At 63.1% G+C, this 21,043-nt stretch carries 20 protein-coding genes; 18 read left to right on the forward strand and 2 right to left on the reverse strand.

Annotated elements, in window-relative coordinates; genetic code table 11:
* Positions 1–45: 45 nt before the first annotated feature.
* The 16 genes from BPHY_RS03725 to cysM all read left to right on the forward strand — a co-directional run bounded on the left by BPHY_RS03725 (position 46) and on the right by cysM (position 16,640).
* Complete coding sequence (locus BPHY_RS03725) at positions 46–654, forward strand: DUF2059 domain-containing protein (protein ID WP_012400148.1); 609 nt, start codon at positions 46–48, stop codon at positions 652–654.
* 212 nt (positions 655–866) lie between these two features.
* Entirely contained in the window at positions 867–1,949 is a 1,083-nt protein-coding gene (serC, locus tag BPHY_RS03730) for a 3-phosphoserine/phosphohydroxythreonine transaminase (protein ID WP_012400149.1), read from the forward strand.
* A gap of 72 nt (positions 1,950–2,021) precedes the next feature.
* Complete coding sequence (gene pheA, locus BPHY_RS03735) at positions 2,022–3,104, forward strand: prephenate dehydratase (RefSeq protein ID WP_012400150.1); 1,083 nt, start codon at positions 2,022–2,024, stop codon at positions 3,102–3,104.
* Positions 3,105–3,182: 78 nt separating this feature from the next.
* Positions 3,183–4,298: a histidinol-phosphate transaminase gene (gene hisC, locus BPHY_RS03740; RefSeq protein WP_012400151.1), complete on the forward strand. Its 1,116-nt coding sequence runs from the start codon at positions 3,183–3,185 to the stop codon at positions 4,296–4,298.
* A gap of 50 nt (positions 4,299–4,348) precedes the next feature.
* A complete protein-coding gene (locus BPHY_RS03745) occupies positions 4,349–5,311 on the forward strand; it encodes a prephenate dehydrogenase (RefSeq protein ID WP_041763703.1) in 963 nt (320 codons plus the stop codon).
* Positions 5,312–5,330: 19 nt separating this feature from the next.
* Positions 5,331–6,635 carry a 3-phosphoshikimate 1-carboxyvinyltransferase gene (gene aroA / locus BPHY_RS03750; RefSeq protein ID WP_012400153.1) on the forward strand — a complete coding sequence of 435 codons (1,305 nt, stop codon included), beginning with the start codon at positions 5,331–5,333 and terminating at the stop codon, positions 6,633–6,635.
* A 48-nt stretch (positions 6,636–6,683) separates the two neighbouring features.
* Entirely contained in the window at positions 6,684–7,370 is a 687-nt protein-coding gene (cmk, locus tag BPHY_RS03755) for a (d)CMP kinase (protein WP_012400154.1), read from the forward strand.
* Between the two features lie 152 nt (positions 7,371–7,522).
* Positions 7,523–9,253, forward strand: a complete 1,731-nt coding sequence (gene rpsA / locus BPHY_RS03760; protein WP_041763705.1) for a 30S ribosomal protein S1 — start codon at positions 7,523–7,525, stop codon at positions 9,251–9,253.
* Positions 9,254–9,275: 22 nt separating this feature from the next.
* Positions 9,276–9,599: an integration host factor subunit beta gene (locus tag BPHY_RS03765; RefSeq protein ID WP_012400156.1), complete on the forward strand. Its 324-nt coding sequence runs from the start codon at positions 9,276–9,278 to the stop codon at positions 9,597–9,599.
* A gap of 331 nt (positions 9,600–9,930) precedes the next feature.
* The gene (locus tag BPHY_RS03770) at positions 9,931–10,224 is read left to right on the forward strand and encodes a LapA family protein (protein WP_012400157.1); all 294 of its coding nucleotides are present in this window, start codon (positions 9,931–9,933) and stop codon (positions 10,222–10,224) included.
* 56 nt (positions 10,225–10,280) lie between these two features.
* Positions 10,281–11,456, forward strand: coding sequence for a lipopolysaccharide assembly protein LapB (gene lapB / locus BPHY_RS03775; RefSeq protein ID WP_012400158.1), 1,176 nt, complete (start codon positions 10,281–10,283; stop codon positions 11,454–11,456).
* A gap of 90 nt (positions 11,457–11,546) precedes the next feature.
* Positions 11,547–12,959: a UDP-glucose dehydrogenase family protein gene (locus tag BPHY_RS03780; protein ID WP_012400159.1), complete on the forward strand. Its 1,413-nt coding sequence runs from the start codon at positions 11,547–11,549 to the stop codon at positions 12,957–12,959.
* A complete protein-coding gene (gene rfaE1 / locus BPHY_RS03785; RefSeq protein WP_052306057.1) occupies positions 12,916–13,914 on the forward strand; it encodes a D-glycero-beta-D-manno-heptose-7-phosphate kinase in 999 nt (332 codons plus the stop codon). Before BPHY_RS03780 ends, rfaE1 begins: the two co-directional genes overlap by 44 nt.
* A gap of 81 nt (positions 13,915–13,995) precedes the next feature.
* The gene (rfaD, locus tag BPHY_RS03790) at positions 13,996–14,988 is read left to right on the forward strand and encodes an ADP-glyceromanno-heptose 6-epimerase (protein WP_012400161.1); all 993 of its coding nucleotides are present in this window, start codon (positions 13,996–13,998) and stop codon (positions 14,986–14,988) included.
* Between the two features lie 76 nt (positions 14,989–15,064).
* Positions 15,065–15,433, forward strand: coding sequence for a ComEA family DNA-binding protein (locus BPHY_RS03795; RefSeq protein ID WP_012400162.1), 369 nt, complete (start codon positions 15,065–15,067; stop codon positions 15,431–15,433).
* 304 nt (positions 15,434–15,737) lie between these two features.
* A complete protein-coding gene (gene cysM / locus BPHY_RS03805) occupies positions 15,738–16,640 on the forward strand; it encodes a cysteine synthase CysM (protein ID WP_012400163.1) in 903 nt (300 codons plus the stop codon).
* A gap of 91 nt (positions 16,641–16,731) precedes the next feature.
* Here the strand turns inward: cysM and mltB are convergent, their stop codons facing one another.
* On the reverse strand, positions 16,732–17,943 hold the full coding sequence (mltB, locus tag BPHY_RS03810; RefSeq protein WP_041763272.1) for a lytic murein transglycosylase B: 1,212 nt from the start codon (positions 17,941–17,943) through the stop codon (positions 16,732–16,734).
* A 209-nt stretch (positions 17,944–18,152) separates the two neighbouring features.
* On the opposite strand from mltB, the gene BPHY_RS03815 reads away from it, so the two are divergent.
* Both BPHY_RS03815 and BPHY_RS03820 read left to right on the forward strand, forming a co-directional pair.
* Positions 18,153–19,076, forward strand: coding sequence for a histone deacetylase family protein (locus tag BPHY_RS03815; RefSeq protein ID WP_012400165.1), 924 nt, complete (start codon positions 18,153–18,155; stop codon positions 19,074–19,076).
* Between the two features lie 32 nt (positions 19,077–19,108).
* A complete protein-coding gene (locus tag BPHY_RS03820; protein WP_012400166.1) occupies positions 19,109–19,918 on the forward strand; it encodes an enoyl-CoA hydratase in 810 nt (269 codons plus the stop codon).
* Between the two features lie 9 nt (positions 19,919–19,927).
* Here BPHY_RS03820 and BPHY_RS03825 read toward each other — a convergent pair whose 3' ends face one another.
* A complete protein-coding gene (locus tag BPHY_RS03825) occupies positions 19,928–20,812 on the reverse strand; it encodes an alpha/beta hydrolase (RefSeq protein WP_041763273.1) in 885 nt (294 codons plus the stop codon).
* Positions 20,813–21,043 lie beyond the last annotated feature (231 nt).

Raw genomic sequence — 21,043 nt, forward strand, 5'->3', positions numbered from 1 at the left:
GCTTGCGCGGTGAAGCACCCAGATTAATTTCTCTTAGGAGTAGAGATGCAAAATCGTTTCAAGCAGTTGATGGTTCTGGCCGCTTTCGTGCCGACGCTTGCGATGGCGCAAGCGCTGCAAAACCAGCAGCCGGCCCCGGCTGCTCCGGCCGCTGCTGCTGCGCCTGTTGATCCGGCGAAGCAGGCTGCCATCAAAGATCTGCTGAACGCGATCGACGCGCAGAAGCTGGTCGGCGCCATTGGCAATAGCGCGCAAATGCAGGCCAAGCAGTTGGTTCCGGCCATCCTGTCGGACGCGCTGTCCGAAAACAAGACGATGACGGACAAGCAAAAGCAGGCTTCTGTCCCGACGCTGCAGAAGAACGCGGTGCCGAAGCTGGTTGACTCGGCAGGCCAGGTCTTCGCAACGGACGCATTCAAGCAGGACGCCATGCAAGCTCAGTACGACGCGTACGCCAAGTACTACAGCACGCAGGAAATCAAGGACCTGACCGCGTTCTACAACAGCCCCACGGGCCGCAAGTTCATCCAGGTGCAAGACCAGGTTGGCCGCGACGTCGTGAACGGTCTGATGCAGAAGTACATGCCGCAATCGATCAAGGCAACGCGCGACCAGGCTGACAAGGAAGTCGCTTCCGTCAAGCCGGCGAAGTAAGCAGGTCGAACAAGGCTGAACGGCGCTCGAGACATCCGCCGCGGGCGGTCTAAGAGGGAATGCGGGAAACCCCTTGAAACGCCGAGGTTTGGCGGGTTTTGAGCGTCAATGCGATAATGGCCGTTTGCGCTTGCGCGCAGACGGCCATTTTCTTTCAGGCGCTATTTCCGGCTCTTTGATACGCCGTGCGCCTGCTTCCCAGGGTTCTCACGATGCGCGTCTTCAATTTCTCCGCCGGTCCGGCGGCCATGCCCGAAGAAGTGCTGCGCCAGGCAGCCGACGAAATGCTCGATTGGGGCGGCAGCGGCATGAGCGTGATGGAAATGAGCCACCGCGGCAAAGAATTCATGACGATTCATGAAGAGGCGCTGACGGATCTGCGGGAACTGCTGCAGGTGCCGTCCAGTCACCACATTCTTTTCCTGCAAGGCGGGGGGCTCGGCGAAAACGCGATCGTGCCGATGAACCTCATGGGGCGCAAGGCGCGCGCAGACTTCGTCGTGACGGGCTCCTGGTCGCAGAAATCGTTCAAGGAAGCGCAGAAATACGGCACCGTGCACCTGGCCGCGAGCGGCGAAACGGCCAACGGATTTACGCACGTTCCGGCGCGCGCCGAGTGGAGCCTGTCCGACGATCCCGCCTACGTGCACCTGTGCACGAACGAAACCATCCACGGCGTCGAGACGTTCGAGATTCCCGATCTCGGCGACATTCCCCTCGTCGCCGATGCGTCGTCACACATCCTGTCGCGCCCGATGGACATTGCCAAATATGGCGTGCTGTTCGGCGGTGCGCAGAAGAACATCGGCATGGCGGGCGTCACGGTCGTGATCGTGCGTGAAGATCTGCTGGAACGCTCGATGAGCATTTGCCCGTCGGCGTTCGAATGGAAGACGGTTGCGCTCAACAATTCGATGTACAACACGCCGCCTACGTATGCGATCTATATCGCCGGACTGGTGTTCAAGTGGTTGAAGAAGCAGGGCGGGTTGACAGCGATCGAGGCACGCAACGTCGAGAAGGCGAAGCTGCTCTACGACACGATCGACTCGAGCAGTTTTTATCTGAACAAGGTCGAGCGCAACGCGCGGTCGCGGATGAACGTCCCGTTCTTCCTCGCCGACGAGTCGCGCAATGAAGATTTCCTGGCCGGCGCGAAAGCGCGCGGGCTGGTGCAGCTGAAGGGCCACAAGTCCGTCGGCGGCATGCGGGCGTCGATTTACAACGCGGTGCCGCTCGAAGGCGTCAAGGCGCTTGTCGAGTACATGAGGGAATTCGAACAGCGCGGCGCGTGATCTTACTGGTTGCGGTGCGCGCATCCTCTCCGAACCGGGCCCTGGCTGGACCCGAATTGGCCCTTTAGAAGCATGGACGACGAACTCAATTCTCAACTCAAACCGCTGCGCGAACGTATCGACGCGATCGACGCGCAGCTCATTGCGCTGCTGAATCAACGCGCGGCGGTCGCGCTCGAAGTCGGCGAGGTGAAGAAGCACTTCAACGCGCCCGTGTTTCGTCCGGAGCGCGAGCAACAGGTCATCGCGCGTCTGCAGGAGATGAGCGAAGGTCCGCTCGCAGGCGAACACATCAGCGCGATCTGGCGCGAGATCATGGCCGCGAGCCGCGCGCTCGAAAAGAACATCACGGCTGCCTACCTCGGGCCGGCTGGCACGTATAGCGAACAGGCGATGCACGAATACTTCGGTCAGTCGATCGAAGGCCTGCCGTGTTCGTCCATCGACGAGGTGTTCCGTTCGGTCGAAGCGGGCGGCGCGGAGTTCGGCGTCGTGCCCATCGAGAATTCGACGGAAGGCGCAGTCTCGCGCACGCTGGATCTTTTGCTGCAAACCCAGTTGCTGATCGGCGGCGAACTGGCTCTGCCCATCCACCACAATCTGCTGACGCTCAATGGCGGCCTGACGGGCGTGACACGCGTATGCGCGCATGCGCAGGCACTCGCGCAGTGCCAGCGCTGGCTCGCGACGCACGCGCCGCATATCGAGCGCCAGGCGGTATCGAGCAATGCCGAAGCCGCGCGCATGGCGGCCGACGATCCAACCATCGCCGCCATCGCCGGCGACCGCGCCGCGACCCAGTACGGGTTGCAGGTCGCTCACGCGCTGATCCAGGACGATCCGCACAACCGCACGCGCTTCGTGATGATCGGCAAACAGCCGACAGGTGCCAGCGGCTATGACAAGACCTCGCTGATCGTGTCGGTGGCGAACGAGCCGGGCGCGATGTTCAAGCTGCTGGAGCCGCTCGCGAAGCACGGCGTGTCGATGACGCGCTTCGAGTCGCGTCCCGCGCGAGTCGGCACGTGGGAGTACTACTTTTACATCGACCTCGAAGGCCATCGCGACGACGCATCCGTGTCCGCCGCGCTCGCCGAACTCGGCCAGAAGGCCGACTTCCTGAAGATTCTCGGCTCGTATCCGCGCGCCCGCTGACACACGGCTCGCATTCGTTTCGCAATCACGCAACCCGCGCAACCAACAAGAAGCCTGACAGCTATCCGGAGCTTTTCCATGACAACGTCGTCTTTCGGTCCCTCCTACGTTCGCGCGATCGCGCCCTATGTGGCTGGCAAGCCGATCTCGGAAGTCGCACGCGAATTCGGGCTGGACGAAGCGCGTATCGTGAAGCTGGCGTCGAACGAAAATCCGCTCGGCATGCCCGAGTCCGCGAAGACGGCGATGGCGCAGGCTGCAAGCGAACTCAGCCGCTATCCGGATGCCAACGCATTCGAACTGAAGGCCGCGCTCTCCGCGCATTACGACGTGCCCGCCGACTGGATCACGCTCGGCAACGGCAGCAACGACATTCTCGAACTGGCCGCGCACGCGTTCGTCGAGAAGAGCCAGTCGGTGATCTACGCGCAATATTCTTTCGCCGTGTACGCGCTGGCGACGCAGGGACTGGGCGCGCGCGCGATCGTCGTGCCCGCCGTCGGATACGGTCACGATCTCGACGCAATGCTCGCCGCGATCACTGACGACACGCGCCTCGTTTTCGTCGCAAATCCGAACAATCCGACGGGCACGTTCATCGACGGCGCGACGATCGAAGCATTCCTGGCGAAGGTGCCGCGCAGCGTCGTGGTGGTACTCGACGAGGCGTACACGGAATATCTGGCCGCCGACAAGCGCTATGACTCGATCGCGTGGGTGCGCCGTTATCCGAATCTGCTGGTGTCGCGCACGTTCTCGAAGGCGTTCGGTCTCGCGGGGCTGCGCGTTGGTTTCGCGATTGCGCAGCCGGAACTGACGGATCTGATGAACCGTCTGCGTCAGCCGTTCAATGTGAACACGCTGGCGCAAGCCGCCGCGGTCGCCGCGCTGAACGACAAGCGGTTCCTGCAGAAAAGCGCGGAATTGAATGCGCAGGGCTATCGCCGCCTGACGGAAGCGTTCGACAAACTCGGTCTCGAGTACGTGCCCTCGTACGGCAACTTCGTGCTGGTGCGCGTCGGCCATGACGATGCGGCCGGCAACCGCGTCAATCTGGAACTGCTGAAGCAGGGCGTGATCGTGCGACCCGTGGGAAGCTACGGTCTGCCGCAGTGGTTGCGCGTGACGATCGGCCTGCCCGAAGAAAATGAAGCGTTTATCGCGGCGCTCGAAAAGACCCTGGCGACGGCCTGAGCGGATCCATGCAATCCATGCGCCTCATCGACTACGAGGCGCTTTTTTCTGTGACTGACGTGGCAGCGTTCTCTTTCGACAAACTGGTGATTTTTGGCGTCGGGCTGATCGGTGGCTCGCTCGCGCGCGCATTGCGCGAGCGCGGCGACATCGGTGGCGCGCGACGCGTGATCGGCGTCGGGCGCTCAGCGGCTTCGACTGCGCGGGCGATGGAACTGGGCGTGATCGACGGCAGCGCGGCGTTGACGGACGACGCGGCATTGCGCGACGCGCTCGACGGGGCGGACGTGGTGCTGCTGGCCGCCCCCGTCGCGCAGACGCAACCGCTGCTCGAACGGATTGCGCCGTTTCTGGGTCCGAAGACAATCATCACCGACGCCGGCAGCACCAAGTCCGATGTCGTCGCAGCGGCGCGCGCAGTGCTTGGCGAGCGCATCTGTCAGTTCGTACCGGGACATCCGATAGCGGGCCGCGAATCGAGCGGTGTCGATGCCGCGCTGCCGGACCTGTACGTGAACCGGAACGTCGTGCTGTGCGCGTTGCCGGAGAACGCCGGGGATGACGTCGAGCGTATCGCCGCGATGTGGCGCGCGACGGGCGCGAGTGTGCACGCGATGCCGCCCGAACAGCATGACCGCGTGTTCGCGTCGGTCAGCCATCTGCCTCACGTGTTGTCGTTCGCGCTGGTCGAGCAGATTCTCAATTCATCGGACGCCGAGCTGAAGTTCTCGTTTGCGGCAGGCGGATTCCGCGACTTCACGCGCATCGCCGCGTCGAGCCCGGAAATGTGGCGCGACGTGTGCGTGGCCAATCGTGCCGCGCTGCTGAGCGAAATCGACGACTACACGGCTGTGCTGGCACATCTGAGGTCGGCGATCGACGCTGGCGACGGCGCGACGCTCGAAGCTGTGTTCGCGCGCTCGCGCACCGCCCGCAGCGCCTGGCAGGAGCGCGCTGCGTCCGCACGTCAGGCATCGCCCGCACGTTCGGCCAACGACGAAGCGTCGAAATAAAGGACCTTGGAATTCATATATGGAACATCTCGATCTCGGACCATTTTCCCGTGCTTCCGGCACGGTTCGTCTGCCAGGCTCGAAGAGCATTTCGAACCGCGTGCTGCTGCTCGCGGCGTTGGCCGAAGGCGAGACGACGATCACGAATCTGCTCGATTCCGACGACACGCGGGTGATGCTCGACGCGCTCGAAAAGCTCGGCGTGAAGTTCAAGCGCGACGGCGACACCTGTGTCGTGACAGGCACGCGCGGCGCGCTGCCTGCGGCGCGCGCGGACCTCTTTCTCGGGAACGCCGGCACGGCGGTGCGGCCGCTGACAGCGGCGCTCGCCGTGAATGGCGGCGACTACCGGATTCACGGGGTGCCGCGCATGCACGAGCGGCCGATCGGCGATCTGGTCGACGGATTGCGGCAGATCGGCGCGAAGATCGACTACGAAGAGAACGAAGGCTTCCCGCCGCTGCGCATCCGCCCGGCGCAGATTTCGGTCGACGCGCCCATCCGCGTGCGCGGCGACGTGTCGAGCCAGTTCCTGACGGCGCTGCTGATGACGCTGCCGCTCGTGAAGACGGAAAGCGGCGAGACGATTGTCGAAGTGTCAGGCGAACTGATTTCCAAGCCGTACATCGAGATCACGATCCGGCTGATGGAACGCTTCGGCATCAAGGTCGAGCGTTTCGGCTGGGAGCGCTTCACGATTCCGAGTGGCGTGCGTTATCAGTCGCCGGGCAAGATCATGGTGGAAGGCGACGCATCGTCGGCGTCGTACTTCCTCGCGGCGGGCGCGCTGGGCGGGGGGCCGCTGCGGGTCGAAGGCGTGGGGCGCGCGAGCATTCAGGGGGACGTCGGTTTCGCGACGGCGCTGATGAAGATGGGCGCGAACGTGACGATGGGGGACGACTGGATCGAAGTGCGCGGCGTGGGCAACGATCACGGAAAGCTGGACCCGATCGACATGGACTTCAACCTGATCCCCGATGCGGCGATGACCATCGCAGTGGCCGCGCTGTTCGCGGACGGCACGACCACGCTGCGCAATATCGGGAGCTGGCGCGTGAAGGAAACGGATCGGATCGCCGCGATGGCGACGGAGTTGAGCAAGGTCGGCGCAAAGGTGCAGGCGGGTGAGGATTTTCTCGTCGTGACGCCACCCGAGCAACTGACGCCGAACGCCGCGATCGACACCTACGACGACCACCGGATGGCGATGTGCTTCTCTCTGGTGAGCCTCGGCGGCGTGCCCGTCCGGATCAACGATCCGAAATGCGTCGGCAAGACGTTCCCCGATTATTTCGAGCGTTTCCTGGCGCTCACGCAACCCTGACACCGCATTGCTAACCCGTGCCGCCCGTTCCGACGGACGACCTTTTCGATGAAACCGACCCGCCCCTTTCACCAGACGCCCGTTATCACGATCGACGGCCCCACCGCATCCGGCAAAGGCACGGTGGCCGCGCTGGTCGCCGCCGAACTCGGCTTCCATCTGCTGGACAGCGGCGCGCTGTACCGTCTCGCTGCGCTCGCGAGCGTACGCTACGACATCGCCGCCGACGACGCCGAAGCACTTGCAAAACTGGTCGGCGAGCTCCATATCACTTTCCGCGAGGGCATCGCACAGCTGGACGGCGCCGACGTGTCGACTGACATCCGTGCCGAGGAAATCGGCAACCGTGCCTCGGCAATCGCCATTCATGCACCCGTCCGGGCGGCGCTAGTGGCCCGTCAGCGGGCTTTCCGCAAGCAGCCCGGCCTCGTCGCGGACGGCCGCGACATGGGCACCGTGATCTTTCCTGACGCCGCGCTGAAGGTGTTTTTGACGGCCAGCGTCGAGGCGCGCGCAACCCGCCGGCATAAGCAATTGATCCAAAAAGGATTTTCTGCTAATATGGATGACTTGCTCCGGGATTTGCGTGAACGCGACGAGCGCGACAGTCAGCGCGCGGCCGCGCCGCTCAAGCCTGCAGCAGATGCGCAGCTTCTCGACACCTCTGCATTGTCGGTCGACCAGGCGGTCGAACAGGTGGTGCAATGGTACCGGGCGCTTGTTCCGCAAAGCTGAAGGCGGAAGGATCCGCATCAAATGTTTTTATGTTGTTGTGTTGGTGCTTTGCGGTGATACGCGAGGCGATTGTTTAACCTTTAACCCCGTGTGGCTTTCGCTCCTTTGCCGTAATGATGAACCGTGACGGTTCACCTGACGCTGCGAAAACCATGCAAATTCAGATTTTTATGTCCGACCTGCAAACCTCTACCCCGAATACCGAATCTTTTGCGGCTCTGTTCGAAGAGTCGCTGACCAAGCAGGACATGCGCGCGGGCGAAGTGATCTCCGCCGAAGTCGTGCGTGTCGACCACAACTTCGTGGTCGTGAACGCTGGTCTCAAGTCCGAAGCCTACATCCCGCTCGAAGAGTTCCTGAATGACGCGGGCGAGGTAGAAGTGCAGGCGGGCGACTTCGTTTCCGTCGCGATCGACGCGCTGGAAAACGGCTATGGCGACACCATCCTGTCGCGCGACAAGGCGAAGCGCCTCGCTTCGTGGCTGTCGCTGGAAAAGGCCCTCGACAACAACGAACTCGTGACGGGCACGATCACGGGCAAAGTCAAGGGCGGCATGACCGTCATGGTCAACGGCATCCGCGCGTTCCTGCCGGGCTCGCTGGTCGACACGCGCCCGGTGAAGGACACGACGCCGTACGAAGGCAAGACGCTGGAATTCCGCGTCATCAAGCTGGATCGCAAGCGTAACAACGTGGTGCTGTCGCGCCGCGCAGTGATCGAAGCGACCCAGGGCGAAGAACGCGCAAAGCTGCTCGAAACGCTGAAGGAAGGTGCGATCGTCGAAGGTGTGGTCAAGAACATCACCGACTACGGCGCGTTCGTGGACCTCGGCGGTATCGACGGCCTGCTGCACATCACCGACATCGCATGGCGTCGCGTGCGTCACCCGAGCGAAGTTCTGTCGGTTGGCCAGGAAGTCACGGCAAAGATTCTCAAGTTCGACCAGGAAAAGAACCGCGTTTCGCTCGGTATCAAGCAACTGGGCGATGATCCGTGGGAAGGCATCTCGCGCCGCTACCCGTCGGGCACGCGCCTGTTCGGCAAGGTCACGAACATCACCGACTACGGCGCGTTCGTTGAAGTCGAGTCGGGCATCGAAGGCCTCGTGCACGTGTCGGAAATGGACTGGACGAACAAGAACGTTGCACCGTCGAAGGTTGTCCAGCTGGGCGATGAAGTCGAAGTCATGGTCCTCGAGATCGACGAAGACCGCCGTCGTATCAGCCTCGGCATGAAGCAGTGCAAGCCGAATCCGTGGGATGACTTCAGCCGCAACTTCAAGAAGGGCGACAAGCTGCAAGGCGCCATCAAGTCGATCACCGACTTCGGCGTCTTCATCGGTCTGCCTGGCGGCATCGACGGTCTGGTTCACCTGTCGGACCTGTCGTGGTCGGAAACGGGCGAAGAAGCTGTTCGCAAGTACAAGAAGGGCGACGAAGTGGAAGCGATCGTTCTCGGCATCGACGTCGAGAAGGAACGCATTTCGCTGGGCATCAAGCAGCTCGAAGGCGACCCGTTCAGCAACTTCGTTGCAATGAACGACAAGGGTTCGATCGTCGACGGCGTGGTCAAGACGGTGGACGCGAAGGGTGCAGTGGTTCAGCTGACGGCTGACGTCGAAGGCTACCTGCGCGCTTCGGAAATCGCACAAGACCGTGTGGAAGACGCTCGCAATGTGCTGAAGGAAGGCGACAAGGTCAATGCGATGATCATCAACATCGACCGCAAGTCGCGCGGCATCAACCTGTCGATCAAGGCGAAGGATTCGGCTGAGCAGCAGGAAGCGATGCGCGGCCTGCAAGCCGACACGAGCTCGGCAGCAAGCGGCACGACGAACCTCGGCGCGCTGCTGAAGGCCAAGCTCGACGGCCAGAACCAGTAAGCCTTAAGGGGGCTGCTGCAGTATGACCAAATCGGAATTGGTCGCCCAGCTGGCTACGCGATTTCCGCAACTTGTTCTCAAGGATGCGGATTTCGCGGTGAAGACGATGCTCGATGCGATGTCGGACGCCTTGGCGAACGGCCATCGCATCGAAATTCGCGGCTTCGGCAGCTTTGGCCTGAACCGCCGTCCGTCCCGCGTCGGACGCAACCCGAAGTCGGGTGAAAAAGTGCTGGTGCCTGAGAAGCACGTACCACATTTCAAGCCTGGCAAGGAGTTGCGCGAGCGCGTCGACCGTAATGCGGGCGAGCCTCTGAAAGCCGATGCCGCGGACGACGATCTTTGAGCCGGCTCTGTGAAGTTCTCGCAGTTCCGGTTCGAGTTCGTCGCGGCTAAGCCAGTCACACGGCATTGACCAAAAGAAAAGCGCCTTTAAGGGGCGCTTTTTTTTCGTCCGTCGCGCGGTTCAGCACGGTTCATGATGTGCAGCACGCGTGCGACGATCAGAGCAACGTTTCCCATCCCTTAAACGACAGTAAGGCGTCGCGAACCGCACGCCTGTGCCAGCCGAGTTAGGCTTCATTTACAATACGGGTCACTTCGGCGCGGGCAAACACCGTGGCGCGACGCGTCATCAAGCCGGCGTCATCCCGCAACCGCCGTCAAGAGATCAATACATGAAATTTATCGTCTGGCTGATTCGCGTGCTGGTATTCGTGCTGCTGCTGGTGCTCGCACTGTCCAATACGCAGAGCGCTACGCTGAATTTCCTCGCCGGGTATGCATGGCAGGCGCCGTTGATTCTGATCGGACTGGCGTTCTTCGTCGTGGGTCTGCTGGCCGGCCTCGTGTCGTCGCTGCCCGCAATGTTCCGTCTGCGCATGGAAAACGGCCGCCTGAAGCGCGACCTGCGGGTGGCGCGGGAAACGCCCGCGGCCGTCGAAGAGCCGCCGATGCCACCGCTCATCTAGCCCTCTAACGCCGTGCGCCGCCGGCGCACGGTCTCTTTCGTCCTCCGTACATTCGCATGGATCTAGACCTCTGGTGGCTGCTCGTCATACCCGTCGCATTCGCGTTCGGCTGGGTGGCTGCGCGCTACGACCTGAAGGCGCTGCTTTCCGAAAGCGCCAACCTGCCGCGCTCTTATTTCCGCGGCCTGAACTTTCTGTTAAACGAGCAACCGGACCAGGCTATCGACGCCTTCATCGAAGTCGTCAAGCTCGATCCCGAAACGATCGAGCTGCACTTCGCGCTCGGCAATCTGTTTCGGCGCCGCGGCGAAACGGATCGGGCGATCCGCGTGCACCAGAACCTGCTAAGTCGCGCCGACTTACCCGTTACCGAGCGCGATCACGCGTTGTTCGAACTGGGACAGGACTTCCTGAAGGCTGGCCTTCTGGACCGCGCGGAAGAGACGTTCAATGCGCTCGAATCGGGCGATTACGCGCTTGGCGCCCAGCGGGCGCTGCTTACCATCTACCAGATCGAGAAGGACTGGAACAAATCGATCGATACCGCTCGCCGGCTCGAGACGATGGGCGCGGCGTCGCTCGACAAGGAAATCGGCCACTTTCATTGCGAGCTGGCGCAGGAGGCGCTACAGCAGAAGAAGTCGGACGAGTCCCGTCGCCAGCTGGAGCTGGCGCTGAAGGCACATCCGCAGAACGTGCGCGCGACGATCCTGTTCGGCGATGTCGATGCCGCGGCCGGCCAGTACGAGGCGGCAATCGCGCAATGGCTGCGTGTCGAGGAACAGAACCCGGCGTATCTGCCCCTCGTCGCCGAAAAGCTGACGAAGGCGTACGAGGCGCTGGGTCGTGCGGAAGAGGGCGCCGACCTGCTGACGACATGGGTGGACCGTTATCCGTCGAACGATCTGCTCGACGTCGCGTATCAGCACGTGTCGGCGCTGCGGGGTCCTGAAGCGGCCCACGCGCTCGCGCGCACGCAGATGCAAAAGTCCCCGAATCTCGCGGGCATGACGCGTCTGCTCGAAGCGCAGCAGGCGGTGGCCGAGGAGCCGCGCCGCAGCGAACTGGAACTGATGCGCACGTTGATCCGTCAGCGCACCAAGAACCTGCCGCGTTACACGTGCCAGAATTGCGGCTTCCGGGCGCGACTTTTCTATTGGCAGTGTCCGGGATGCAGCGGCTGGGAAACCTATGCGCCACGCCGCGTCGAGCCCATCACGGCGTCGAGTTGACGCGAGGCGCGCGCAGGAGCGTGTTTTGCAACGTAGTCGCGCCGCATCGAAGCGTGGAACTTTGAACCCGCATCAATTACTGGGAAGCGTATGAAAATCACCATTATCGGGACGGGTTACGTAGGTCTTGTCACGGGCGCATGTCTTGCCGAAGTCGGCAACGACGTGTTCTGTCTGGATGTCGATCCGCGCAAGATTGATATTCTCAACAACGGCGGCATGCCGATTCACGAGCCGGGCTTGCAGGAAATCATCGCGCGTTCACGCGCGGCCGGCCGCATCACGTTTTCGACGGATGTCGCGGCGAGCGTCGCGCATGGTGAGGTCCAGTTCATCGCCGTCGGCACACCGCCCGATGAAGACGGTTCCGCCGACCTGCAGTACGTGCTCGAAGCGGCCCGCAACATCGGCCGCACGATGAACGGGTTCAAGGTGGTGGTCGACAAGTCGACGGTGCCCGTCGGCACCGCGCAACGCGTGCGCGCGGTAATCGAGGAAGAACTGGCGAAGCGCGGCTTGAACGGCAGCGCACAGCATGGCTTCTCGATCGTATCGAACCCAGAGTTCCTGAAGGAAGGCGCGGCCGTCGAAGACTTCATGCGGCCGGACCGCATCGTCGTCGGCGTCGACAACGACGAGCAAGGCGACAAGGCGCGCGAGAAGATCCGCCGTCTGTACGCGCCGTTCAACCGCAACCACGAACGCACGTTGTACATGGATGTGCGCTCGGCCGAGTTCACGAAATACGCCGCGAACGCGATGCTCGCGACGCGCATCTCGTTCATGAACGAGATGGCGAATCTGGCCGATACCGTCGGCGCGGACATCGAGGCCGTGCGCCGCGGTATCGGCTCGGATCCGCGCATCGGCTATCACTTCCTTTACGCGGGCGTCGGCTATGGCGGCTCGTGTTTTCCGAAGGACGTGCAGGCGCTGATCCGCACGGGCGCGGAGCAGGGTCACAACCTGCGCATTCTCGAGGCCGTCGAAGACGTCAATCACGAGCAGAAGGAAGTGCTGGTGCGCAAGATCACGGGCTCGCTCGGCGAAGACCTGAGCGGCCGCACGTTCGCCGTGTGGGGGCTGTCGTTCAAGCCGAACACCGACGACATGCGCGAAGCGCCGAGCCGCCGCGTGATCGGGCAATTGCTTGCGCGCGGTGCGACGGTGCGGGCCTACGATCCCGTCGCGACGACGGAAGCGAAGCGGGTGTTCGCGCTCGATCTGGCCGGGTTGCCGGAGCAGCAAGCGCGTCTGCATTTCGAGAGCACGCAGGACGAAACGCTTGGCGGTGCGGACGCGCTCGTGATCGTCACGGAATGGAAGGAATTCAAGAGCCCGGACTTCACGCATCTGAAGTCGCAGCTCAAGGCGCCGTTGATTTTCGACGGCCGCAATCTGTATGAACCCGAGGCGATGTCGGAGCTCGGGATTGACTATCACTCGATTGGACGTCCCTATGCAAGACCCGCTGAAACTTCATCCGACTCCGGCCGTGCCTGAAGGCGCGACGCTCGCGCCCGAGGTGGGCGTCATCGCGCGCGAGCGGCTTGCTGCCGCCCGCGTGCTGGTGGTTGGGGACGTGATGCTCGATCGCTACTGGTTCGGCGATGTGAACCGGATATCGCCGGAAGCGCCCGTTCCCGTTGTGCTCGTGCAGCGCCAGGAAGACCGGCTGGGCGGCGCGGCGAACGTCGCGCGCAACGCGGCGGCGCTCGGTGCGCAGGCCGGCTTGCTGTGTGTAGTCGGCCACGACGAGCCCGGCGAGCGCGTCGTCCAACTGCTCGGCGATAGTGGCGTCGCGTCCCATCTCGAGCGTGATCCCGAACTGCCGACGACCATCAAGCTACGCGTGTTGTCGCGTCAGCAGCAGCTGCTGCGCGTCGATTTCGAGAAGGCGCCCGCGCACGAGGCGCTGCTCGCAGGCCTCGCGCGCTATGACGCGCTGCTGCCCGCTCACGACGTAATCCTGATGTCGGACTATGCGAAGGGTGGCCTCACGCACGTCACGCAGATGATCGCGAAGGCGCGTGCGGCGGGCAAGCCGGTGCTGGTCGATCCGAAGGGCGACGACTGGGAGCGCTACCGCGGCGCCACGCTGATCACGCCAAACCGCGCGGAGCTGCGCGAGGTGATCGGGCATTGGAAGTCCGAGGCCGATCTGCTCGCGCGCGTGACCAGGCTGCGCGCCGAACTCGATCTGACAGCGCTGCTGCTCACGCGCTCGGAAGAAGGCATGACGTTGTTCTCGGACGAGGGCGTCCTGCACGCGGCTGCCGTAGCGCGTGAAGTGTATGATGTGTCCGGCGCGGGCGATACCGTGATCGCGACGCTCGCCGTCATGCTCGGCGCGGGCCTGCCGCTGGACGAAGCCGTGTCGCTTGCGAATCGCGCCGCAGGCATTGTGGTCGCCAAGCTCGGCACGGCCACTGTCGACTACGACGAACTCTTTCACTGATGCCCGCGCGCGCCCGTTTCATCGCGTGGCGCGCGGCGGTTCATCTGCGCATCCGTTGACTCACATCACTGCAGGACGACCATGACCCTCATCGTCACCGGCGCGGCTGGTTTTATCGGCAGCAATCTCGTCAAGGCGCTCAACGAGCGCGGCGAAGACGGCATCATCGCCGTCGACAATCTGACGCGCGCCGACAAGTTCAAGAATCTCGTCGACTGTGAAATCGATGACTATCTCGACAAGACGGAATTCGTCGAGCGCTTTGCGCGCGGCGACTTCGGCAAGGTGCGCGCGATTTTCCATGAGGGTGCCTGTTCGGACACGATGGAAACCGACGGCCGCTACATGATGGATAACAACTTCCGCTATAGCCGCGCGGTGCTCGATGCGTGTCTCGCGCAGGGCGTGCAATTTCTGTACGCGTCGTCGGCGGCGACTTATGGCGGCTCGACGCGCTTCGTCGAAGAGCGCGAGGTCGAGGCGCCGCTGAATGTATACGGCTATTCGAAGTTCCTGTTCGATCAGGTGATCCGGCGCGTGCTGCCCACCGCGAAGAGCCAGATTGCGGGCTTTCGCTACTTCAACGTGTACGGGCCGCGCGAATCGCACAAGGCACGCATGGCTTCCGTCGCGTTTCACAACTTCAACCAGTTCCGCGCTGAAGGGAAAGTCAAGCTCTTCGGCGAGTACAACGGCTACGCAGCAGGCGAACAGACGCGCGACTTCGTCTCCGTCGAAGACCTGGTGAAGGTGAATCTGCACTTCTTCGATCATCCGGAGAAGTCGGGCATCTTCAATCTCGGCAGCGGGCGTGCGCAGCCGTTCAATGACATCGCGTCGACGGTGGTCAACGCGCTGCGTGCGCTCGACGGCGAGCCGGCGTTGTCGCTCGCTGAGCTGGTGCAGCGCGGGTTGATCGAGTACATCCCGTTCCCCGACGCGTTGCGCGGCAAGTATCAGTGCTTCACGCAAGCCGACCTGACGAAGCTGCGCGCAGCGGGCTACGACGCGCCGTTCCTGACGGTGCAGGAAGGCGTCGATCGTTACGTGCGTTGGCTATCCGGCCAGGTGTAAATCGTTCGTACGCCTCTCTACACTGGGGTCTCCTGGTCGGTGATCGTCACTGGCCGGTGTTTCAGGGAGATCCCATATGCTCAAAAAAATCTTCGTCACGGCGGCCATGCTCGCCGCTTTCGGCCAGGCGTTCGCCTCGGTCGACGTCAATTCCGCTAACGAATCCGCGCTGCGCGGCATCAAGGGCATTGGCCCTGCGAAGGCGAAAGCCATTCTCGACGAACGCGCCGCTCACGGTCCATTCAAGGACGCGGCAGATCTCAGCAAGCGGGTTAAGGGTCTCGGCGGCCATACGGTCGAACGTCTGCAGGCCGAGGGGCTCGCTGTCGGCACATCGGGCGCTGGTGCGACGGCTGTCGCTGCTGCTGGCGCACAGGCTGCGGCGCCTCATGCGAAAGCCGCGGCCGCTGCGAAGAGCGATACGGCCGTGGTGGTCAAGAAGTAGCGCGCTGATCTGAGCGCCCGATGCGTGTCGGCTAGACGCGCAGGGGAGGCGCTCGCGTTAGGGTGTCATCGTTTCCATTGAGCCGAGTTGCCCCAAGCCACTCCTTCAGCCGTCGTTCAGATGACTGGCTCCCGCGGCAGATCCAGCCTGCCGCGGCTTTTTGCGTGCATTCGGCGCAGCTTGCGCAAGCGGGCCGCGCAGCGAAAGCATCCATGCGCGCGACAGGGGCTGTCGGCAGCGCCACGCACGGTAGTTTAGAATCGACGGATTCAGGACTCCCGGCACCGTCACGCACGTAACGCACATGGCTTACAAAACGATTGAAGACACGATTGGCAATACGCCCCTCATTCAACTCGTCCGCGTCGTGGACGAAGACATCCGCGCCCGCAACAACGTCGTGCTTGGCAAGCTGGAAGGCAATAATCCCGCGGGTTCGGTCAAGGACCGCCCGGCGCTGTCGATGATCAAGCAGGCGGAACTGCGCGGGCGCATCAAACCGGGCGACACGCTGATCGAAGCGACGAGCGGCAACACGGGCATCGCGCTGGCGATGGCCGCGGCCATCCGCGGCTACAAGATGATTCTCATCATGCCGGAAGACCTGTCGCTGGAGCGGCGTCAAAGCATGGCCGCATACGGCGCGCAGATCGTGCTGACGCCCGTCACGGGCGGCATGGAATACGCACGCGATCTCGCCGAGCAGATGCAGCGCGAAGGCAAAGGAATCATCCTCGACCAGTTCGGCAACCCGGACAATCCGCTTGCGCACTACGAAGCGACGGGCCCTGAAATCTGGCGCGATACGGAAGGACGCATCACACACTTCGTGTCGGCGATGGGCACGACGGGCACGATCATGGGCGTGTCGCAGTATCTGAAAGAACTGAAGCCGTCGATCGAAATCGTGGGCGCGCAGCCTGAAGAGGGCTCGCGCATCCCGGGCATCCGCAAATGGCCGGAGGCGTATCTGCCGAAAATTTTCGACCGCAGCCGCGTCGATCGCGTCGAAAACGTGAGCCAGGCAGCGTCGGAAGCGATGGCGCGCCGGTTGGCGTCTGTCGAGGGCGTGTTCTGCGGCATTTCTTCGGCGGGTGCGTGCGAAGTGGCGCTGCGTGTCGCGCGCCAGGTGGAGAACGCGACCATCGTGTTCATCGTCTGCGATCGCGGCGACCGTTATCTGTCGACGGGCGTGTTCCCCGCCTGAGTCGCGGTGCCGCGTGGGAGCGGCCTTCGCATCCAGATAAAGACAAACGCCGGCATCTGCCGGCGTTTTTCATGGTTGTGCGCGAGTGTGCTTACTGCGACGCCGCGGGCATCGACGCATTGCCCGCGTCGCTCGCTGCCATCTGCGCCTTCACGCGCTCGCCGAGCTGGTAGACGGCCAGTGCGTAGAAGAAGCTGCGGTTGTAGCGCGTGAGCACGTAGAAGTTTTTCAGACCGAGCGTGTATTCCGTGGGGCGGCCCGGCGACGGCAGGTCGACCACAGTGACGGGCGTGCCCGCTTCCGTGCGCGTATCGAGACCCGGCTCGTTCATCAGCATGCCCGCCTTCAGCAGTTGCTGCAGCGCCCAGCGCGGCTCCGGCGCGCCTGTCGCGGCGGCTTGCGCGATGCCCAGGCTGCCCGTATCCGTTGCGATGTTCCACACGACGGGACGACCCGTTTCCCAGCCGTTCTGCTTCAGATAATTCGCGACGCTGCCGATTGCATCGGCCTGGCTCGTGCGCAGATCGATCGTCTTGTTGCCGTCATAGTCGACCGCGTACTGAACGATGCTGCTCGGCAGAAACTGCGGAATGCCGATCGCGCCGGTGTATGAGCCGAGGACTGTAGTCGGATCGATTTGAGAGTCGCGCGTCCACACCAGGTAGTCTTCGAGATTCTTGCGGAACGTGATCATCCGTTCTGCGCGATTCGGCGTGTTCGGGTAATCGAACGAGAGCGTGGTGAGCGCATCGAGCACGCGGAAGTTGCCCATGTACCGGCCGTAGATCGTCTCGACGCCGATGATGCCGACGATCACTTCGGGCGGTACGCCGTACTGCTCGTACGCGCGCTGTAGCGTTGCCTGGTTCGCGCGCCAGAATTTCACGCCCGCATTGATGCGCACCGGGTCTAGAAAGCGCGCCTGATACACCCGCCAGTTCTTGATCGACGGCGTCGGCGAAGGTGTCACGAGCTTCACGGCCGTCGCCGAGTAGCTGACGCGTGCAAACAGCGCATGTAGTGCGGCGCTGTCGAAGTCGTAGCGCGCGGCCATGTCGTTGATGAACGCGTCGACATCGGCATTGTTGGCGTAACGCTGCGGAACGATCTCTTCTTCGAACGTCTGTCCTTGCGCCGCTGGCTCGGGTTGACTCTGCGCGAGCTGCATGCGTGGCTTGCTGTTGACGCTCTGCGCCGAAGCCGTGCCGACTCCCGCGAACGCGCACCATGCGATGGACAGTGCGGCGGCTACAGTCGTTGCGCGTAGCCGATGTGGTGCGGACGGAGCAAGCTTGACGGTCATGGTGGACTGGATGTGTGCGGGCGAAAAAAAGTTACGGGGAAGTATACCCGACGGGGTTCCTGAAACTGTGCAGAAGCGTTGCCGCAACACGGTCTGGGCGCGTCGTGTGGTAACTTCGTAGTATTCGCGCAACCCGCTTGCGTCAATGGACGGAGACATGCAGCGCAGGCTCGCCATGCCGTGCGAGGCGCGCAGCTGAAAATCAACTCATGGCAACCGGTTTCTATTCACATGCAGACTGTCTGCAGCATGAGATGGGTCAATGGCATCCCGAATGCCCGGCCCGGCTGCAGGCAATCGAAGACCAGTTGATCGCAAGCCGCATCGGCGAGCTGATCGAGCGCGAGTCCGCACCGCTTGCCGACGAAGCCGCGCTGTTGCGCGTGCATACGAAGGCGCACGTCGACTACCTCCGCGCACGCTCGCCGCAGAGCGGCTACGCTGAGATCGACCCCGATACGTCGATGAACCCGCACACGTGGACGGCCGCGTTGCGCGCAGCGGGGGCAGCCGTCGCGGCCACCGACGCCGTGATCGAAGGCCGCTACGACAACGCGTTTTGCAGCGTGCGCCCGCCGGGCCATCATGCCGAGCCTGCACGCGCCATGGGTTTCTGTTTCTTCAACAATGTCGCGATCGCCGCGCGGCATGCGCTCGAGGTGCATAAGCTGGAGCGCGTGGCGATCATCGATTTCGACGTGCATCATGGCAATGGCACGGAGGCCGCGTTTTCGAACGACGCGCGCGTGCTGATGTGCAGCATCTTCCAGCACCCGTTCTATCCGTTCACGGGTGCCGACAACCAGGCACCGAACATGTGCAACGTGCCGATCGCGGCACGCTCGAAAGGCATGGTCGTGCGCGAAGCCATCGACATGATCTGGCTGCCTCGACTCGACGCATTCAAGCCGCAGATGCTGTTCGTGTCGGCAGGCTTCGACGCGCACCGTGAGGACGATCTTGGCAACATGGCGCTCGTCGAGGACGACTATGCGTGGATCACACAGCAGATCCGCCTGGTCGCCGACAAGTATGCGAAAGGGCGCATCGTCAGCTGCCTGGAAGGCGGCTACAACCTGTCGGCGCTCGGACGCAGCGTCGTCGCGCACGTAAGGGCGCTCGCGGATATCTGAGCGCGAGGGCGTGCATCGCAGGAGGCGGCATCATGAATGCAGAGGCGACAGGCGCACTGATCGAACGCACGCGAGACGCGTATGACCTCGGCGGGGTGGTGCGCCTCACGTTGAACCGGCCGGACGCGTTCAATGCTCTTTCCGAGGCGCTGCTCGATGAGCTTCAGATGCATCTTGCAGACATCGCGAAGAGCGATGCGCGCGTGGTCGTGATCGCGGGTGCGGGCCGCGCGTTTTGTGCAGGACATGATCTGCGTGAAATGCGCGCGGCGCCGTCGCTCGATTACTACCAGTCGCTGTTCGCGCGCTGCACAAAAATGATGCTTGCGATCCAGCGGCTGCCGCAGCCGGTGATCGCTCGCGTGCACGGCATTGCGACGGCGGCGGGCTGTCAGCTCGTCGCGATGTGCGATCTCGCGGTCGCCGCCGATACAGCGCGCTTCGCGGTGTCGGGAGTGAATCTCGGGCTCTTCTGTGCGACGCCGTCCGTGCCGCTGTCGCGCAACCTGTCGCGCAAGGCTGCGCTCGACATGCTGCTGACGGGCGATTTCATCGACGCGATGGCCGCGAAGCAGCAAGGTCTCGTGAATCGCGTGGTGCCGATGGACGCGCTCGACAACGAAGTCGCCGCGCTCGCGAAGAGCATCTGCGCGAAGCCACGCGAGGCCATCGAAGCGGGCAAGGGTCTTTTCTACCGGCAACTCGAAATGGGCATCGAAGCCGCGTATCAACTGGCCGGGCAAACGATGGCGTGCAACATGATGGACGAGTCGGCGCTCGAAGGCGTGCAGGCGTTCATCGACAAGCGGCCGCCCGACTGGAAACCCGCGCGGGGCGGCTGAACGCGTCCATCAGCCTCGCTCCGAACGCGCCACTATCCACGCGACGAGTGCGTCGATCACGCGTTCGCGGTCGAGGTCGTTCATCGTCTCGTGATAACTGCCGTCGTAGAGCGTCAGCGTTTTGTCGGGCGAGCCGGCATGCGCGCCGAAGTCGCGGCTGCCTTGCGGTTCTGTGAGCTTGTCGGCGCTGCCGTGCCAGATGAGAAGCGGCGTGCGCAGACGGGCGCGACCCAGTTCGATGCGCTGCATCGCCAGCAGGAGCTCGGCGCCCGTGCGCGCGGGAATCGCGCCGTGATGCACGAGGGGATCGTTGCGGTTGGCCGCGACCACGTGTTGATCGCGCGACAGCAGCGTTGCATCGATCTTCATGGCGGGGAAACGCGGCCATACCAGGCTGATCTTTTGGCTCAACGCGAGCATCCAGCGCGGCACGTCGCGGCCGGGCGCGAGTGCGGGACTCGACAGGATCAGGCCGCTCAGATCGCGCGCGTCGTCCGCGTGCCGTTCGATCGCGTGCAGCGCCGCGATTGCTCCGCCCATGCTGTGGCCCATCAGGAACAGCGGGCCGCCGTTGCGGGCTGCCTCGGCGACGAGCGCATGCGCATCCAGCAGGTAGTCGTCGAAACGTTCGACCCACGCGCGCCGGCCCGGCGCGTTACCGTGGCCGCGCAGATCGACAGCGACCAGCTCGATGCCGTGCGCAGTCAGCGTATGGGCAAGCGTTGCATATCGACGCGCGTGTTCGGCCAGGCCGTGAATGAGGGCGATCGTCGCACGGCGCGGCCCCGCGACATGCCAGCGATAAAGCGGCAGCGCGAGAGCGTCGCGCGTGGTGATCCGCGAGTACTCGAAAGGCGGTGTCGCCGAAGCAAAGTTGGCCTGTGAAGTCTGCATCGGCAATCGCCCGCTCTTTATCGAGATGCGCCCGATCATAGCGGCACGGGGAGTCCGTGCCATTGTCCCTTCACGTCAGCGATCCTCTAATTCCTTTGCGTTATGAAAGTTGCCGAATTGATTATTAAAGGATATGACCGGGCTGCGGTAAAATCGCGCGTTCAAATCCAATAAAAGTCACGGCGGCCGGTGCCGGGAGCGTGCGACGCTCGCTGGCAAGTCCGCCGTTTC

The sequence above is a fragment of the Paraburkholderia phymatum STM815 genome, assembly GCF_000020045.1.
Classification (GTDB): Bacteria; Pseudomonadota; Gammaproteobacteria; order Burkholderiales; family Burkholderiaceae; genus Paraburkholderia; species Paraburkholderia phymatum.